The organism is Proteus sp. fly-1067 (genome assembly GCF_040139345.1).
Classification (GTDB): Bacteria; Pseudomonadota; Gammaproteobacteria; order Enterobacterales; family Enterobacteriaceae; genus Proteus; species Proteus vulgaris_B.
This window is the reverse complement of sequence record NZ_JBEEUL010000014.1, coordinates 40,940-57,555: the sequence shown is the minus strand read 5'-3', so window position 1 is coordinate 57,555 and position 16,616 is coordinate 40,940. Positions and strand designations below refer to the sequence as shown.

Annotated in this window: 18 protein-coding genes; 2 read left to right on the top strand and 16 right to left on the bottom strand. The window is 39.3% G+C overall.

Annotated features, from left to right (window positions below; genetic code table 11):
* Positions 1-44 precede the first annotated feature (44 nt).
* From ABN217_RS16260 to trmJ, 11 genes are all read right to left on the bottom strand, one after another.
* Positions 45-470 (bottom strand): enhanced serine sensitivity protein SseB C-terminal domain-containing protein, encoded by a 426-nt coding sequence (locus ABN217_RS16260; RefSeq protein WP_349439283.1) that lies wholly within the window; start codon positions 468-470, stop codon positions 45-47.
* 27 nt (positions 471-497) lie between these two features.
* Positions 498-1,793, bottom strand: a complete 1,296-nt coding sequence (gene pepB / locus ABN217_RS16255) for an aminopeptidase PepB (protein WP_072068696.1) — start codon at positions 1,791-1,793, stop codon at positions 498-500.
* Between the two features lie 279 nt (positions 1,794-2,072).
* Positions 2,073-2,267, bottom strand: coding sequence for a Fe-S cluster assembly protein IscX (gene iscX, locus ABN217_RS16250; RefSeq protein ID WP_072068697.1), 195 nt, complete (start codon positions 2,265-2,267; stop codon positions 2,073-2,075).
* A gap of 15 nt (positions 2,268-2,282) precedes the next feature.
* Positions 2,283-2,618, bottom strand: a complete 336-nt coding sequence (gene fdx, locus ABN217_RS16245; RefSeq protein WP_006533442.1) for an ISC system 2Fe-2S type ferredoxin — start codon at positions 2,616-2,618, stop codon at positions 2,283-2,285.
* Between the two features lie 2 nt (positions 2,619-2,620).
* The gene (hscA, locus tag ABN217_RS16240; RefSeq protein WP_340893447.1) at positions 2,621-4,471 is read right to left on the bottom strand and encodes a Fe-S protein assembly chaperone HscA; all 1,851 of its coding nucleotides are present in this window, start codon (positions 4,469-4,471) and stop codon (positions 2,621-2,623) included.
* Between the two features lie 11 nt (positions 4,472-4,482).
* Positions 4,483-5,004 carry a co-chaperone HscB gene (hscB, locus tag ABN217_RS16235; protein WP_196553806.1) on the bottom strand — a complete coding sequence of 174 codons (522 nt, stop codon included), beginning with the start codon at positions 5,002-5,004 and terminating at the stop codon, positions 4,483-4,485.
* A gap of 48 nt (positions 5,005-5,052) precedes the next feature.
* Positions 5,053-5,376, bottom strand: coding sequence for an iron-sulfur cluster assembly protein IscA (gene iscA / locus ABN217_RS16230; protein ID WP_036935396.1), 324 nt, complete (start codon positions 5,374-5,376; stop codon positions 5,053-5,055).
* A gap of 89 nt (positions 5,377-5,465) precedes the next feature.
* Complete coding sequence (gene iscU, locus ABN217_RS16225) at positions 5,466-5,852, bottom strand: Fe-S cluster assembly scaffold IscU (protein WP_036935393.1); 387 nt, start codon at positions 5,850-5,852, stop codon at positions 5,466-5,468.
* A 24-nt stretch (positions 5,853-5,876) separates the two neighbouring features.
* The gene (locus ABN217_RS16220; RefSeq protein ID WP_072068700.1) at positions 5,877-7,091 is read right to left on the bottom strand and encodes an IscS subfamily cysteine desulfurase; all 1,215 of its coding nucleotides are present in this window, start codon (positions 7,089-7,091) and stop codon (positions 5,877-5,879) included.
* 68 nt (positions 7,092-7,159) lie between these two features.
* Complete coding sequence (iscR, locus tag ABN217_RS16215) at positions 7,160-7,654, bottom strand: Fe-S cluster assembly transcriptional regulator IscR (protein ID WP_006533450.1); 495 nt, start codon at positions 7,652-7,654, stop codon at positions 7,160-7,162.
* Positions 7,655-7,785: 131 nt separating this feature from the next.
* Complete coding sequence (gene trmJ / locus ABN217_RS16210) at positions 7,786-8,514, bottom strand: tRNA (cytosine(32)/uridine(32)-2'-O)-methyltransferase TrmJ (RefSeq protein ID WP_072068756.1); 729 nt, start codon at positions 8,512-8,514, stop codon at positions 7,786-7,788.
* 124 nt (positions 8,515-8,638) lie between these two features.
* Here trmJ and suhB point away from each other — a divergent pair, with 124 nt between their 5' ends.
* Positions 8,639-9,442, top strand: coding sequence for an inositol-1-monophosphatase (gene suhB, locus ABN217_RS16205; protein WP_349459627.1), 804 nt, complete (start codon positions 8,639-8,641; stop codon positions 9,440-9,442).
* A 94-nt stretch (positions 9,443-9,536) separates the two neighbouring features.
* Here suhB and ABN217_RS16200 read toward each other — a convergent pair whose 3' ends face one another.
* Together ABN217_RS16200 and glyA are read right to left on the bottom strand one after the other, a co-directional pair.
* Positions 9,537-10,691, bottom strand: coding sequence for a 3-phenylpropionate MFS transporter (locus ABN217_RS16200; RefSeq protein ID WP_072068701.1), 1,155 nt, complete (start codon positions 10,689-10,691; stop codon positions 9,537-9,539).
* 92 nt (positions 10,692-10,783) lie between these two features.
* A complete protein-coding gene (glyA, locus tag ABN217_RS16195) occupies positions 10,784-12,037 on the bottom strand; it encodes a serine hydroxymethyltransferase (RefSeq protein ID WP_197268999.1) in 1,254 nt (417 codons plus the stop codon).
* Positions 12,038-12,403: 366 nt separating this feature from the next.
* Here glyA and hmpA point away from each other — a divergent pair, with 366 nt between their 5' ends.
* A complete protein-coding gene (hmpA, locus tag ABN217_RS16190; protein WP_349459625.1) occupies positions 12,404-13,600 on the top strand; it encodes an NO-inducible flavohemoprotein in 1,197 nt (398 codons plus the stop codon).
* A gap of 105 nt (positions 13,601-13,705) precedes the next feature.
* Here hmpA and ABN217_RS16185 read toward each other — a convergent pair whose 3' ends face one another.
* The 3 genes from ABN217_RS16185 to ABN217_RS16175 all read right to left on the bottom strand — a co-directional run bounded on the left by ABN217_RS16185 (position 13,706) and on the right by ABN217_RS16175 (position 16,571).
* Positions 13,706-14,353 carry a hypothetical protein gene (locus ABN217_RS16185; protein ID WP_196553809.1) on the bottom strand — a complete coding sequence of 216 codons (648 nt, stop codon included), beginning with the start codon at positions 14,351-14,353 and terminating at the stop codon, positions 13,706-13,708.
* 247 nt (positions 14,354-14,600) lie between these two features.
* Positions 14,601-14,939 carry a nitrogen regulatory protein P-II gene (gene glnB, locus ABN217_RS16180; protein ID WP_109392985.1) on the bottom strand — a complete coding sequence of 113 codons (339 nt, stop codon included), beginning with the start codon at positions 14,937-14,939 and terminating at the stop codon, positions 14,601-14,603.
* A 15-nt stretch (positions 14,940-14,954) separates the two neighbouring features.
* Positions 14,955-16,571 (bottom strand): NAD+ synthase, encoded by a 1,617-nt coding sequence (locus ABN217_RS16175; protein WP_196553810.1) that lies wholly within the window; start codon positions 16,569-16,571, stop codon positions 14,955-14,957.
* Between the last annotated feature and the right edge of the window lie 45 nt (positions 16,572-16,616).

Genomic DNA, 16,616 nt, shown 5'->3' with positions numbered 1-16,616 from the left:
AAAGCGATATCTGATGAGATATCGCCTAAATTTAGAGGGCGAAATTAACTATCCAAATTTACTATCGGGATACCTTTTCTTAAGAATCCCCCAAGTTTGCGTTGATAAAAAGGTGATACGTGGTGGATCATAAAATGGCTCACCCCTTTTTCTTTTTTATTCACAAAACAAAAATCTAAGGATTGCCCTTCTTCTAAATATTCAAAAGCCGATTCAGCTGCTTGTGGGAGTATCTGCGCAATCACATCTTCTTCGCCAGTTATTTCTAAACCAATAAGATAAAATTCCTCTTCATTATCTTGCTCCTGAGCATTAACAATAAAGGCACGGCGAATTGGTTTATGTTCACCAAAAAACTCGCTAAGTGCAGTTGTTAATTTTTCAGGCTGTGGTTCTAAAACACTTAATTTCAAAGAAGAACCTTCAACAGAAACAATTTCTTGTGTCTCAAATTGTTCAGATACACCCATTACAAACTCCAAATCCAATAATGTTTATTATTTTGCTTTTGCTAATAACAGATTTGCGATAGAACGCACGCCATAACCTGTCGCACCGGCAGCCCATTGTTCTACAGACGATTTTCTGTAAGTTGCTGAACAGTCGATATGTACCCAACCTTTTTTATAGTTAGTGACAAAATGCGATAAAAAAGCAGCTGCTGTGCTTGCTCCCGCAGTATGCGAAGGTGCTGCAATATTATTCAGATCAGCAAAGCTTGAAGGCAATTGGCTACGGTGGAAATCAGCTAATGGTAAACGCCAGAACAGCTCATTTTCTTGTTCAGCACTTGCTAATAATTCAGCCGCTAATTTATCATCAAAACTTAGTACTGAATGATAGTCATTACCCACAGCAACTTTAGCTGCACCGGTTAATGTTGCTGCATCAATGATAAGTTCTGGCGCAATATTACTTGCATCAATTAAGCCATCAGCTAGCACTAAACGGCCTTCCGCATCTGTATTCATGATTTCGACTGATTTGCCATTACGGTAACGAATGATATCACCCAGCTTAAAGGCATTACCGCTAACCATGTTATCTGCGATACACAGCAGTAGTTTCACACGTTTATTTAAACCACGAGTAATAGCTAATGCTAAAGCACCCGCTAATGTTGCTGCACCACCCATGTCTGCTTTCATTGAATTCATAGATGATGAAGGTTTGATACTATAACCACCTGAATCAAAGGTGATACCTTTACCTACTAGACATGCAAATACAGGGGCATTGCTATCTTGAGTCGGATTAAAATCTAATGCTAAATAGACAGGATCACGAGAAGAACCGCGACCTACTGTATAAATGCCGGCATAGTTTTGATCGCGTAGATCAGCGCCTTTAGTGATCTTATAACTGATATCTTCTTTATCAAGACCACAGAAAAGATCAACAGTACGCTGTGCCAGTTGCTCTGGGCCTAATTCTTCAGCTGGCGTATTAATTGTGTCTCTAACCCAATCAACGATACGAATACGTGATTCTAATTCGTGTTTATCCGCTTCGCTTAATTGTGGCCATTCGATAGAACGAGCGCCTTTAGGTGCTCTAAAACCTAACCAAAAAGCCCAGCTACGCTCTATATCCCAGCCTTCACCCACAAGAGCAACATTACGAATACCTTGGCTATCAACTTTACGTCCACCACGTTGAATAGCACCTAAACGGTTTTCTTCCGTTAAGTGGATTGTCATGCCTGTTTCGCAAGTGCTAATTAGTGCTTTATCACCCCAACATGCTGCTGCAGGTTCATTAGACAGCATGATAGGCATAATTTGTTTATTCATTTATTATCTCACTTATTATTACTGGTGACAGTTAACCTATTCAGACTACCAGATATTTACCTTTTAGCGTGATCAATTTACTGCAAAAATCCAGAGACCACGATCACCATCAATTGATATTAAGCTCTTGCATTGTATTCTTCGGAATATCTCTCATAACAAAAACTCAAGGCATCCCTCTTTAGAGTTATTGATAACGCGCTCAGTCTATTCAACTCAGACGCCATAATGCAAAAAGACCAGCAGTTAGCCAGTCTTTTCAATTTATAGTGCAATCAATTATTCAAATTCATCAAGCCAAACAAGCAAAATAGCTTCAAGAATTTTTTCATTAGATTTTTGTGGATCGTCATCAAAACCGTCTAAATTACAGATCCACTGATGCATATCTGTAAAGCGCACAGTTTTAGGATCAGTGTCAGGGTAAAGATCAAATAATGCTTCCCCTATTTCACGAGTATCACTCCATTTCATACTTGGCTCCTAAAATTAGTGCTCTCTTGCATGGTTAATCGAATATTTAGGGATCTCAACGACTAAATCTTCGTCAGTCACTTTAGCTTGGCAACTTAAGCGACTTTCAGGCTCTAAGCCCCATGCTTTATCTAACATGTCGTCTTCAAGCTCAGAGCTCTCTTCCAGTGAATCAAAACCTTCACGCACTACACAGTGACAAGTTGTACATGCACAAGACATTTCACAAGCATGTTCAATCTCAATACCGTTGCGTAATGCAACATCTAGAATAGATTCACCTTCTGTTGCGTCAACAACAGCACCTTCAGGGCACAGTGTGCTATGGGGTAAAAATACAATTTTAGGCATAGTTATATCTCATCCACAGAATGACCTGCCAACGCTTGGCGAATAGATGAATCCATTCGACGCGCTGCAAAATCCTGAGTTTGCTTATCCAGTAGTTTAATCGCGTTTTCAATGGCAACAGGATCTGTTCCTTTAACGCTCTCTATTAAGGTATCTACAACTTTGTCGATAGCGGTTTTCTCATCTTCATTTAGCAGATGAGCATCTTCTTCTAATGCCGCTGTTAAACTTTCTAACACGCGTGCTGCTTCGACTTTTTGCTCGGCTAGGCGACGAGCTTGTAAATCTTCTTGGGCATTTTCCATCGAAGATTGGATCATCTTAGCGATTTCAGTATCACTAAGACCATAAGAGGGTTTAACTTGTACTGAGGCTTCAACACCCGTTGATTTTTCCATAGCACTGACACTAAGTAAGCCATCAGCATCAACTTGGAATGTCACACGAATATGAGCACCACCTGCGGCCATCGGCGGAATACCACGTAATGTAAAACGTGCAAGAGAACGACAATCACTAACTAATTCACGCTCACCTTGAACAACATGAACGCTCATTGCTGTTTGACCATCTTTGAATGTCGTAAATTCTTGCGCTCTGGCAACAGGGATCGTGGTATTGCGAGGGATTACTTTCTCAACTAATCCGCCCATTGTTTCAAGACCAAGAGAAAGTGGAATAACATCTAGCAATAGCATTTCACTATCAGGTTTATTACCCACTAAAATATCAGCCTGAATTGAAGCGCCAATAGCTACGACTTTGTCAGGATCGATAGATGTTAGTGGTTCACGTTTAAAATAGTCGCCAACCATTTGACGAACTAATGGGACTCGTGTCGACCCCCCAACCATAACCACTTCTAGAACTTCATCAATGTCAACATCTGCATCTTTTAAAGCACGGCGAACAGACAACAATGTACGCTTCACCAATGATTGAATTAATGATTCAAACTCAGCACGAGTAATTTCACCTTTCCAACCATTAATACTGATATCAGCAACATCATTATCACTTAATGCAATTTTAGTTTCTGATGCTACATCCAGCAGTTGGCGTTGTAATATCGCATCTTTTTGATAGCCAAAACCTGCGCGTTCTCTTATCCAATCCGCCAACATCATATCAAAATCGTCGCCACCTAAAGCGGTATCACCACCGGTCGCCAAGACTTCAAAAACACCTTTGGTTAAACGTAAAACGGAAATATCAAAAGTACCACCGCCTAAGTCATAAACAACAATGGTACCCTCTTTTCCTGAATCTAAACCATAAGCAATAGCAGCTGCTGTTGGTTCGTTTAATAAACGTAAAACATGTAATCCTGCACGGCGAGCTGCTTCTTTTGTACCTTGGCGTTGAGCATCGTCAAAATAGGCTGGTACAGTGACCACTACACCATCAAGCTCACCACCTAATGATTGCGTTGCACGTTCTGCCAATGTTTTTAATATGTCAGAAGAAACTTGAATAGGATCGACAATACCTGCCGCTGTTTTAATTAACGGTAAACCATTCTCATTTTCATGAAAATGATAAGGAAGATTAGGATAACGGCTTGTCACATCACTTAGTGAGCGACCCAACATTCTTTTAATTGAGCTTATCGTGTTAGCAGGATCTTTTTCTGCTTCTTTTTTAGCATTCCAACCAACGTTGATATGATCAACTTGATACTGCACAACAGATGGCAATAAATAGCGACCTTCGCTGTCTGAAAGCGCTTCGGCTTGCCCACTACGTACAGTGGCAACTAATGAGTGTGTCGTTCCTAAATCAATACCCGCAGCAAGTCTGCGCTGGTGTGGCGCAGGTGTTTGACCTGGTTCACTAATTTGTAATAATGACATAACAGTTTCCCTTAAGACTCGTCAAACAGGCGTTCTTCTAACTGCTCTACTTGTTCTTTAAGTTTAGTTAAAAAACGTATTTTTCTGACACAATCAGCAGCAACACTCCAATTATGGCTATTTATCGTTGTTACCATTTCATCAAAACGAACTATATAGTTTTTATCTAAACGTGAAGAGAAATCGGATAATAAAACAGCAACATTAGCACTATATTCAATGTTATCGAGCTCTTCTCTTAATGCTAATTGTTCCATTAGAAACACAGTATCTTGCATCGTTTGTTGTTCATTAGCGATATCTATACCGTGCAAAGAGAGCATATATTCAGCTCTAGAGATTGGATTTTTTAAGGTCTGATAAGCCTGATTGATAGTGGAGGCAAACGAAACAGCTTGAGCCTGTTCTTTATCAGATTTACCAGCAAAACGATCTGGGTGATACTGACGTTGCATTTCTTGATAACGTGTAGCAAGTTGCTGTTTATCAATATCAAAGCGATTAGGCATGCCTAATAGTGTGAAATAGTCCATACATCTACTCTTGGATTAATTAACGTTAATACCGTGTTTTAACACAAATTACACTGTAAAGCTTTCACCACAACCACACTCATTGGATACATTGGGGTTGTTAAACTTAAAGCCTTCGTTTAATCCTTCTTTGACGAAATCAAGCTCAGTTCCATCTAAATAGACCATGCTTTTACCATCAATGATAACTTTCACACCTTTGTCTTCAAAAACAGTATCTTCGTCATTGATGACATCAGCAAATTCAAGAACATAAGCCATTCCAGAACAACCGGATGTTCTTACGCCTAAACGTAAACCTTCACCTTTACCTCGATTAGACAGGAAAGAGCGAACACGATTAGCGGCGGATTCTGTAAGGGAAATTGACATGGCACACCTCACTCATAAAGAACGAAAGCGGATACTGAAAAAAAGTTTCAGCATCCGCCAATATTTTATTTTTTTATTATAAAAGACAATTACTTGCCTTGGCGTTTGCTTTTATAGTCTGCAATCGCTGCTTTTATTGCATCTTCTGCAAGAATTGAACAGTGAATTTTCACTGGTGGTAATTCTAATTCTTCTGCAATTGCGGTGTTCTTGATGGATTCGGCTTCATCTAATGTTTTACCTTTCATCCATTCTGTAACCAGTGAACTTGATGCAATCGCTGAACCACAACCATAAGTTTTAAAACGCGCATCTTCAATTACGCCGTTATCATCAACTTTAATTTGCAGTTTCATGACATCACCACAAGCAGGTGCGCCTACCATACCACTTCCTACAGAAGGGTCGTTGTTATCAAATGAGCCCACATTACGAGGGTTTTCATAATGATCAATTACTTTATCGCTATAAGCCATGATTTAACTCCTGAAAACGTCTGATTAATGGTGAGACCATTCGATACTGTTGATATCAACACCTTGTTTATGCATATCCCAAAGTGGCGAAAGATCACGTAGGCGACCAATAGCACTGTGGATTTGTTTAATTGCATAATCTATTTCTTCTTCTGTTGTGAAACGGCCCAGAGAGAAGCGAATAGAACTGTGTGCAAGTTCATCTGTTAATCCTAAAGCACGCAGTACATAAGAAGGTTCTAAACTTGCTGAAGTACAGGCTGAACCTGAAGAAACAGCAAGATCTTTCAGTGCCATCATTAATGATTCGCCTTCAACATAGTTGAAACTTACATTAAGAATATTTGGCGCAGTGTGTTCTAAAGAACCGTTGATATAAACTTCTTCAATATCTTTAATGCCATTCCATAAACGTAAACGTAATTCGTTTAAGCGTTTAGTTTCATCAGCCATTTCTTCTTTCAATATACGGTAAGCTTCGCCCATACCTACAATTTGGTGAACGGCTAATGTACCTGAACGCATACCACGCTCATGCCCACCACCGTGCATTTGTGCTTCTAAACGAATGCGTGGTTTACGGCGAACATAAAGCGCACCGATACCCATAGGGCCGTATACTTTATGTGCAGAAAGAGAAAGTAAATCAACTTTTAACTTAGAGAGATCAATAGGTAACTTACCAACGCTTTGCGTTGCATCTACGTGGTAAATAATCCCTTTGCTACGGCATAATTCACCGATAGCCGCAATATCTTGAACAACACCAATTTCGTTATTTACATGCATGATAGAAACTAAAATAGTATCTTCACGCATTGCTTCTTCAAGCTCTTTCAGGTCAATCAGACCATCACTTTTTGGTGCTAAATAAGTGACTTCAAAACCTTCACGCTCAAGTTGACGACAAGTGTCTAAAATGGCTTTATGCTCGGTTTTTGAAGTGATGATGTGCTTACCTTTTTTCTGGTAAAAGTTAGCAACACCTTTTAGTGCGAGGTTATCAGCTTCAGTTGCACCTGATGTGAATACAATTTCACGAGGATCAGCACCGATTAAATCAGCAATCTGATTACGTGCAATATCAATAGCTTCTTCTGCTTGCCAACCAAAACGGTGTGAACGAGAGGCTGGGTTACCAAAAATGCCATCAATAGTTAGGCATTGCATCATTTTTTCAGCAACTCGCGGATCAACAGGAGTGGTTGCTGAATAATCTAGATAAATGGGTAATTTCATTGCTCACTAACTCCAAAGACGACGGATCTTCTTTAATAATTTTGTTTTTGCCTACCTAGAGATCGCCGTTAAACTCGCATATTAACAATGGTTTCTTGTAAACGACCATTGATAGCATGGCGTTTTTCATTGTCTTGACGATCGGCGACATCCATAACCTCTTCGTTATTCACTAACTCTTCAAGGCTGATACTGCTTAGGAAACTGGTTATACGATCACTTAAATCACGCCACAAAGTATGAGTCAGACAACGATCGCCACCTTGACAACCTTCTTTGTTACCCTGACAACGGGTAGCATCGACAGATTCATCAACCGCAGAAATAACTTGAGCAACAAAAATTTGCCCAGCATCACGGCCTAATAAATAGCCGCCACCAGGGCCTCGAACACTTGCAACTAGTTCATTTTTGCGCAAACGCGAGAAAAGCTGCTCAAGATAAGAAAGGGAAATCCCTTGACGCTCTGAAATATCGGCGAGGGGAACAGGGCCTTGCTGTGAATGCAATGCAACATCAAGCATTGCAGTAACTGCGTAACGCCCTTTTGATGTCAGTCTCATAACAAATACTCCGTGGTGAACAATAATCAAATTGTGTCATTCCCGAGTAATTTAGTCAACTATTTATCCGAGTGTTTTAGTCAAGTATTATACTCAGCCCAAAGTTGACTTAAGTTAATCAACTTTACCCTCTATTTCTTAGCCCATTTCTCAACTGACGTTAGAATACCACGTAAGATATGAAGCTCTTGTGTTTCTGGGCGTGCACGCGTAAATAGACGGCGTAAACGGCTCATCACTTGCCCTGGATGTTTAGGACGAATAAAGCCTGATTCATTCAGCACCTGTTCTAAATGAACATAAAAACGTTCAATATCATCAGCAGGTGGATAATCAATCTCTGATGGGGTATTTTCCTCTTGTTTTTCTTCTTGGGCAAGTGCTGCCATACGAATTTCATAACAAACAAGCTGAACTGCCATCGCTAAATTTAAAGAACCATATTCTGGATTAGTCGGAACATATAGATGAAAGTCACATTTTTGTAATTCTTCATTGGTTAAACCTGTGCGTTCACGACCAAAAATTACCGCAACTGGCTTATTTTTAGCTTCCATAACACAACGCTCACCACATTCACGGGGGGCAAGCATAGGCCAAGAAAGTGTGCGACTGCGAGCGCTTGTTCCAATCACTAAACCACAACCTTCAATCGCTTCATCGATACTATTAACAATGTGTGCATTGCCAATAACATCACTTGCACCTGCTGATAGGGCAATAGAATGTGAATCTGGTTTTTCTTTCGGATTAACAAAATAAAGGTTGGTCAATCCCATGGTTTTCATAGCTCGAGCTGTAGAGCCCATATTGCCTGTATGTGAGGTCTCTACAAGGATGATGCGAATATTTTCTAACATTGATTTCTTGTTAATTGCTTTGTGATCCATCTATTTTATCACAAATGTAGCCAGAAACACGAATGCCTGTTATACTCTCGCACGTTTTTTATCCCCGTTCTTTAACATCTTGTGGAAGATAACCATGCATCCGATGCTGAATATTGCCATACGTGCCGCACGTAAGGCTGGTAATTTAATCGCCAAAAATTACGAAAATCCTGAATCTGTAGAAACTAATCAGAAAGGTACCAATGATTTTGTCACTAATGTTGACCGTGACGCAGAACAAGCAATCATTGAAATCATCCGTAAGTCTTATCCAAAACACACCATTATTACGGAAGAAAGTGGCGAGTTACTCGGTGAAGATCACGACATACAATGGGTTATTGATCCACTTGATGGCACGACTAACTTCATTAAACGTCTTCCACACTTCTCTGTTTCTATCGCTGTACGCATTAAAGGCCGTACTGAAGTGGCAGTTGTTTATGATCCTATGCGTAACGAGTTATTTTCAGCTGTTCGCGGTCAAGGCGCTCAATTAAATGGTTATCGTCTGCGTGGCTCTAATGCCCGTGATTTAGATGGTGCTGTTCTTGCTACTGGTTTTCCATTCAAAAGCAAACAACATTCAGCAGCTTATATGAACATGTTAGGTAAACTGTTTGTTCCTTGTGCTGATTTCCGTCGTACAGGCTCAGCTGCATTAGATTTAGCTTATGTTGCCGCTGGCCGTGTTGATGGTTTCTTTGAAATTGGCTTAAAACCTTGGGATTTCTTAGGTGGTGAGTTAATTGCTCGTGAAGCAGGTGCTATCGTTTCTGACTTTACTGGTAACCACGGCTATCTCCAAACAGGTAATATTGTTGCTGGTAACCCACGTGTCGTTAGAGCATTATTAGCTGAAGTTCGTAGCGAATTAACGGATGCATTAAAACGTTAATTGTGTCGATACCTATAATGGCGGCTGTATAGCTGTATAAAAGAAAAAGACCATCAAGTTATGGTCTTTTTTATTGTCTATATGTTTTTAGTTGTTAACTATTTTGAGGTTTGACTTTAGGTCTGATAAACATCGCTGGGATCGTTAACGCAGCCATTAACCAGAAGATCAATGATTCTTGATTTGGGAGTTTTTCATATAGCCAGCCCGATATAATCGTCATAATGGCTATGCTTCCTCCCATTGCTAAAGCAGAATACACAGCTTGCAGACGAATAATTTCGTGTTCTTGACGGGCACTAATAAAACGCATTGCAGCCAAATGACATACTGTAAACGTACCACTATGTAAGATTTGAACGACAATAAGTGCAGGTAATGCGGTAAAACTCCCCATTAATCCCCAACGTAAAAGCCCAGCAAAAGCAGAAAGTAACAGCAGATCCCTTGCACTCCACCGGCGGAATAAACGGTGACTAAGCATAAAAACGATGACTTCAGATACCACACCTAATGACCAAAGATAGCCAATTGTTGCAGTGTCATATCCTGCTTTTTCCCAATAAAGCGCGCTAAAACCATAATAGGCCGCATGCGCGCCTTGCAATAGAGAAACACATAACAAAAAGCGCCAAACAGGCCCATCAGAAATGAGTTTCATAAAAGACACATTACTGTGTTTTGCTTTTTTCACCTTACCTTGAGGCATGACTTTAGGACGAAGCATCGATGTAAGGAATAATGCAAGGGTACTGGCAATCAACCCATAAAGAATGATGGGATGCCCAAAAGCATCAATTAAAATCCCTAACAATGATGAACTAATAATAAAAGCAATAGAGCCCCAAACACGGATTTTTCCATAATCAAAGGGGAACTGTTTTTGCCAAGTTCCAGCCAAGGAATCCCCTAAAGGCACCATAGGTGAAAAGAATACGTTAAATCCAGTCATCACAAAGAATAACCATGCCCAATGGCTGCCCATCATAAATGCAACAGTAAAGAGTAATGAGAGAAAGGCGAATAGTCGTAATGCAGTGATAAGTTTTGATGGATCTTTTACTGCAGGCGTTAAGATGAGGCTACCAACAAAACGTGCAGTTAAACCTACACCTAATAACAGACCTATCATTGCAGGATCGACACCCTCTCCTTTTAGCCATATTGACCAAAAAGGTAAAAAGATACCGTACGAGAAGAAATACGTAAAATAATCTAAGGCAAGCCACAATGTTGATGGAATAACCATCCAATCCCCCATTTTTAAGATGCAAAAAAACCCGCCAAGAACAAGTTCTCGAAGCGGGCTTGTACAACGGGTTTTATTATATCGTTACAAACTTATGCGTAAACTGGAAATTTAGCGCAGATATCCAAGACTTTTTGTTTCACTTTCTCAATGTTCGCTTCATCATTGATATTATCAAGGACATCACACATCCAACCGGCTAAATCACGAGCTTCTGCTTCTTTAAAACCACGACGTGTAATTGCTGGAGAACCAATACGAACACCAGAAGTAACAAATGGGCTACGTGGATCATTTGGCACACTGTTTTTGTTAACAGTGATATTTGCACGACCGAGCGCTGCATCCGCATCTTTACCTGTAATGTCTTTATCAACTAAATCTAATAAAAACAGGTGGTTTTCAGTTCCGCCAGACACTACTTTATAACCGCGATCTAAGAAAACGTCTACCATTGCTTTCGCGTTTTTAGCAACTTGTTGCTGATAAACTTTAAACTCTGGTTCCATTGCTTCTTTTAATGCAACCGCTTTGCCCGCGATAACGTGCATTAAAGGGCCACCTTGAGAGCCAGGGAACACTGCTGAGTTCAGTTTTTTGTAGAACTCTTCATCTCCACCTTTAGCTAGGATAAGACCACCACGTGGGCCAGCTAATGTTTTATGCGTTGTTGTCGTAACAACGTGAGCATGAGGAACAGGGTTAGGATAAACACCCGCAGCAATCATACCCGCAACGTGCGCCATATCAACAAACAGGTAAGCACCAATGCTATCAGCGATTTCACGCATTTTTGCCCAATCAACCAAACCAGAATAGGCAGAGAAGCCACCAATAATCATTTTTGGTTGATGTTTTTTAGCTTGAATAGCGATATCTTCGTAATCAATTTTACCTGATTCATCAATACCATAAGGTACGATATTATATAGTTTACCAGAGAAGTTAACTGGTGAACCATGAGTCAAGTGGCCGCCTTGTGCTAAGTTCATACCTAAAACAGTATCACCCGGTTTTAGTAATGCCATATAAACAGCGGCATTCGCTTGTGAACCTGAGTGAGGTTGTACGTTAGCATAGTCAGCACCAAATAATGCTTTTGCACGATCGATTGCCAGTTGCTCTACAACATCCACATACTCACAACCACCGTAGTAACGTTTACCCGGATAGCCTTCAGCATATTTATTTGTCAGCTGAGATCCCTGCGCCTGCATAACACGAGGACTGGTATAGTTTTCAGAAGCAATAAGTTCGATGTGCTCTTCTTGACGAGTCACTTCACCTTCCATTGCATTCCATAACTCTGGATCGTAATCAGCAATATTCATTTCACGTTTTAACATTCAGATCTCCTGACTCAGCTAACTTCACTAAAGACAAACTCCCATACGGGAGAAAGAATGGCATACAGTGTAAACTCTTTTTCTTCATTGAGATAGCCCCTAATGAAAAAATACGCAATCGTTTGCCACCCAATTATAACAGCACCTTATTACTTTTTAACAACCTCATTTTATCCTGTGCTTATTCCTCTTTTTGAGGTACATCACGCCTTATTATGCAAACACCCCGCATCATTCTCTAAGATTTGAGATTTTTTGTTAAAAAATAAAAACAGTTATTTACAAAATAATCAAAAAGAGATAAGTTGCATATAAAATGCAATTTATAAAAATTCACAATAAACTGAAAATTTTTCAGGAGCAATTATGTTAGATGCACAAACTATCGCGACAATTAAATCAACAATTCCTCTTATTGCTAAAACAGGCCCTGCATTAACCGCACATTTTTATGATCGAATGTTCTCTCGTCATCCTGAGCTAAAAGATATCTTTACCATGAGCCACCAAAGTAGTGGTGCCCAACGTGAAGCCTTATTTAATGCGATATGCGCTTATGCAATCAATATTGAAAATTTACCTACAATTTTACCTGCAGTCGAAAAAATCGCACAAAAACACGTCAGTTTAAATATTCTTCCTGAGCATTACCCCATCGTAGGTGAAAATTTATTGGCCACAATTGATGAAATGTTTAACCCAGGGCAAGAAGTGTTAGACGCTTGGGGCGCCGCTTACCAAGTGTTAGCGGATGTCTTTATTAATCGTGAAGAACAAATTTATCAACAAAAAGAACAAACAAGCGGTGGTTGGAGAGGGCTACGAGCTTTTAAAGTCACACATAAAGTAAAACAAAGTGATGTTATTACCAGCTTTGAATTAGCTCCTGAAGACGGCCTTGATGTTACACCTTATCAAGCTGGACAATATTTAAGCCTTTATATCCGCGATGAACGTTTTGAAAACCAAGAAATACGTCAATATTCATTAACTCAATCTTCAAATAATAAAACATACCGCATCGCAGTCAAACGCGAAGAGAAAGGTATTTTATCGAATTTTCTTCATGACCATATTCAAGAAGGGGATACTTTACAAGTCGCCGCACCAGGGGGAGATTTCTATTTAGAGGTATCACCAACAACACCTGTTACATTAATTTCAGCGGGTGTAGGTTTAACACCCATGTTATCAATGTTACACACCCTTTCTGCTCATCAAGCCAATGTTAATTGGTTACATGCTGCTGAACATGGTGGTGTTCATGCCTTTAAAGGTGAAGTTCATCAAGTCAGTAGTAAACTTCCACATTATCAACAAGCGGTTTGGTATCGCACACCACGGCCTGAAGATGTACAAGATAAAGATTATCAATTTGAAGGCTTAATGACATTAAAACAAGTTGAAAATTGGATAAATATTCCTGATATGCATTTCTATTTTTGTGGGCCATTACCTTTTATGCAATCTATTGCCAAACAGCTTATTGAATTAGGCGTTAATAGTGAAAAACTTCATTATGAATGTTTTGGCCCTCATGCTGTTATTCTGCAAGATTTATAATCAATAAATAATCAAACCATTAAAACTAAGCTTTAAAATAAATTAAATAAAAAGCGCTGATAGAATTACATTTATCAGCGCTTTTGTTATTTATATCATGTTGTTTTATGGTTGATATTTATTTTCAATTGCAGTGGGAATAACATGATCTTTAGCAGAAAAGCCGTACCAAATAACACTAATTAGACAGAGTGTATAACCAAATAATTCGCTGCCCTCTTCTACCATATTTTTAACCGCACGATTATAATCTTCACCTAATAATTTATGCCACAATATCCCCATCCCAAATAGGCGAGAAAACAACAAAATACATAATAGACCTGCAACTAACATTCCGTGACTTGGATGGGTAATAAAATGCATTAATCCTTTTAATGTCTTTTTACCTTCTCTAATCGCGATAGCAATACTAATAAATGCCACTGTTAGGGCAAACCAAACCCAAGAGCCGTGTGCAATCTGATCAAATACACCATCTAACTCACGAATTAGAATACACAGAAAAAAACCCATAATTAGAGTAAACGCTCCCCGCTGTTCACTGTCTTGGCACGCTTTAACAAAAAAGAATAAGCTAATAATCGCAACGATAATTTCTTGCCCTAATTCCGTCACTGATGTCTCTGAAATACCATTATCAAGCACCAAAATATCAAGAAAAATAAATCCCGTCGTGATGGCGATAAGCACTGCTGCACATAAAAATAAAGCGAGCCGCTTTAATAAATAATTAAACACTATTTTGCCCATACCTTAATGATTTTTAATATTGATGATAATAACTTTCTTAAAAAGTTATTAAATAACATTTTGTGCCTTAAAGTTTATAATAAACAGTAAAATAAATTGTTCATTATCATCAATTGACTTGTATAAGATATAAATAGCACTATAGGCAAAACATAAAAAAATAATCATGCACCAAAAACAGAAAAAGCCTGATATTTTGACTAAAAAATATCAGGCTTTAATAAAATGTATTATTTAACTTAAATAATTAAATAGCTTCTTCGTCTTGCTCGCCAGTACGAATACGAATAACACGATTCACATCAAAAACAAAAATCTTACCGTCACCAATTTTACCTGTTTGTGCTGTTGTCATAATGGTATCTACACAAGTTTCAACAATTTCGTCAGCAACAACAATTTCAATTTTTACTTTAGGTAAAAAATCAACCATGTATTCCGCACCGCGGTAAAGTTCAGTATGCCCTTTTTGACGACCAAAACCTTTCACTTCAGTTACGGTCATCCCCGTGATACCCACTTCACCAAGCGCTTCTCTTACATCATCTAACTTAAACGGCTTAATTATCGCTTCAATTTTTTTCATCGTATTATCCTGCTATTACCAGTTGTGGCGACCAAAACCGCTTGTTATTGGGTATCTGCGATCTTTACCAAAATTACGACTTGTAATACGTGGCCCTACTGGGGCTTGACGTCGCTTGTATTCATTAATATCGACTAATTTTATCACTTTACGGACCGTTGCTTCATCAAATCCAGCAGCAACTAAATCAGAAACAGATTTATCCTGTTCAACATAACCTTCAAGAATAGCGTCCAGAATGTCATAAGGTGGTAAATTATCTTGGTCAGTTTGTCCCGGCGCCAATTCTGCTGATGGTGGTCTATCAATCACACGTTGAGGAATAGCCGGTGAAAGTGTATTACGATATTTAGATAGTTCAAAAACTAATGTTTTAGGGACGTCTTTTAACACATCAAAGCCCCCCGCCATATCACCATACAATGTCGAGTATCCCACAGCGGATTCACTTTTATTGCTTGTGGTGAGCACTAAGCGACGGCGTTTATTCGACATCGCCATCAAAATCACCGCGCGACAGCGAGCCTGTAGATTTTCTTCTGTAGTATCAGCGGCAGTATCTTTAAACATTGGTGCTAACTGTGCCATAAAGGCATCAAACATTGGTTCAATAGATACCGTATCGAATTCAACACCTAATAAATCAGCTTGTTCTTTGGCATCATGAATACTCATTTCGGAAGTATAACGAAAAGGCATCATAACTGCTTGAACACTCTCTTTTCCTAATGCATCAGCCGCAATAGCAACTGTTAATCCAGAATCAATCCCCCCAGATAATCCGAGAATTGCCCCTTTAAAACCGTTTTTAGTGACATAATCACGCGTTGCAAGCACTAATGCTTGATACACTTGCGCTAAAGGTGAAAGTTCTGGTGCTGGATTTACCATCGGGATGATGGTTAATTCATCAAACTCTACAACTGCTGTTTGCTCATCAAATGCAGCTAAACGATGTGTGATCGTACCTCTTTCATCAAATACTTTAGAACAACCATCAAAGACCAACTCATCTTGGCCACCAATTTGATTAAGGTAGATCACAGGAAGATGCGTTCTTTGACAATGCTCTTTAATTAACTGTGTACGAACATGGGGTTTTTCACGGTTATATGGCGAGGCGTTAATAGATAAAACAAGATCTGCCCCTGCTTGTTTTAATGCATCGATAGGCTCATTAATCCAGATATCCTCACAAATTAACAAACCTAAATGGTAACCTTTAAATGGCACAACACAACGTTCATTTCCTTGTTGGAAATAACGTTTTTCGTCAAACACACCGTAATTAGGTAATTGCTGTTTGAAATAACGTGCTTGTAACTCGCCTTTATAGAAAAATGAGAGTGCGTTATAAATTTTGCCGTTTTGCCACCAAGGATGTCCAACAACAATCGCTGTTTTTTTACTTGCTTGTTCTAAACGCGTAAGTTGTGTTTCACAACGTTGCTGGAAATCAGGACGAAATAGCAGATCTTCAGGAGAGTAACCGCATAAAGCCAGCTCAGAAAACATGACCAGATCGGCCTCTTCTTGCGCTTTAACGGTAGATAACATGCGTTCACAGTTACCTTCTATATCGCCAACAACCCAATTGAGTTGAGCCATTGCGAGTTTTAATTTACGACTCATAAAAATTAGTCTCTCCGCTATCTTTCGCATTAAAGGAAAACTAGT

Bases quoted from the DNA above. Each gene is read 5' to 3' on its own strand.
- glnB (WP_109392985.1), bottom strand. From the start codon at position 14,939: ATGAAAAAAATTGAAGCGATAATTAAGCCGTTTAAGTTAGATGATGTA.
- ABN217_RS16185 (WP_196553809.1), bottom strand. From the start codon at position 14,353: ATGGGCAAAATAGTGTTTAATTATTTATTAAAGCGGCTCGCTTTATTT.
- trmJ (WP_072068756.1), bottom strand. From the start codon at position 8,514: ATGTTAGAAAATATTCGCATCATCCTTGTAGAGACCTCACATACAGGC.
- ABN217_RS16220 (WP_072068700.1), bottom strand. From the start codon at position 7,091: ATGAAATTACCCATTTATCTAGATTATTCAGCAACCACTCCTGTTGAT.
- iscX (WP_072068697.1), bottom strand. From the start codon at position 2,267: ATGAAATGGAGTGATACTCGTGAAATAGGGGAAGCATTATTTGATCTT.
- hscB (WP_196553806.1), bottom strand. From the start codon at position 5,004: ATGGACTATTTCACACTATTAGGCATGCCTAATCGCTTTGATATTGAT.
- ABN217_RS16260 (WP_349439283.1), bottom strand. From the start codon at position 470: ATGGGTGTATCTGAACAATTTGAGACACAAGAAATTGTTTCTGTTGAA.
- iscA (WP_036935396.1), bottom strand. From the start codon at position 5,376: ATGTCAATTTCCCTTACAGAATCCGCCGCTAATCGTGTTCGCTCTTTC.
- ABN217_RS16200 (WP_072068701.1), bottom strand. From the start codon at position 10,691: ATGGTTATTCCATCAACATTGTGGCTTGCCTTAGATTATTTTACGTAT.
- suhB (WP_349459627.1), top strand. From the start codon at position 8,639: ATGCATCCGATGCTGAATATTGCCATACGTGCCGCACGTAAGGCTGGT.
- pepB (WP_072068696.1), bottom strand. From the start codon at position 1,793: ATGAATAAACAAATTATGCCTATCATGCTGTCTAATGAACCTGCAGCA.
- iscU (WP_036935393.1), bottom strand. From the start codon at position 5,852: ATGGCTTATAGCGATAAAGTAATTGATCATTATGAAAACCCTCGTAAT.
- glyA (WP_197268999.1), bottom strand. From the start codon at position 12,037: ATGTTAAAACGTGAAATGAATATTGCTGATTACGATCCAGAGTTATGG.
- hscA (WP_340893447.1), bottom strand. From the start codon at position 4,471: ATGTCATTATTACAAATTAGTGAACCAGGTCAAACACCTGCGCCACAC.
- ABN217_RS16175 (WP_196553810.1), bottom strand. From the start codon at position 16,571: ATGAGTCGTAAATTAAAACTCGCAATGGCTCAACTCAATTGGGTTGTT.
- iscR (WP_006533450.1), bottom strand. From the start codon at position 7,654: ATGAGACTGACATCAAAAGGGCGTTACGCAGTTACTGCAATGCTTGAT.
- hmpA (WP_349459625.1), top strand. From the start codon at position 12,404: ATGTTAGATGCACAAACTATCGCGACAATTAAATCAACAATTCCTCTT.
- fdx (WP_006533442.1), bottom strand. From the start codon at position 2,618: ATGCCTAAAATTGTATTTTTACCCCATAGCACACTGTGCCCTGAAGGT.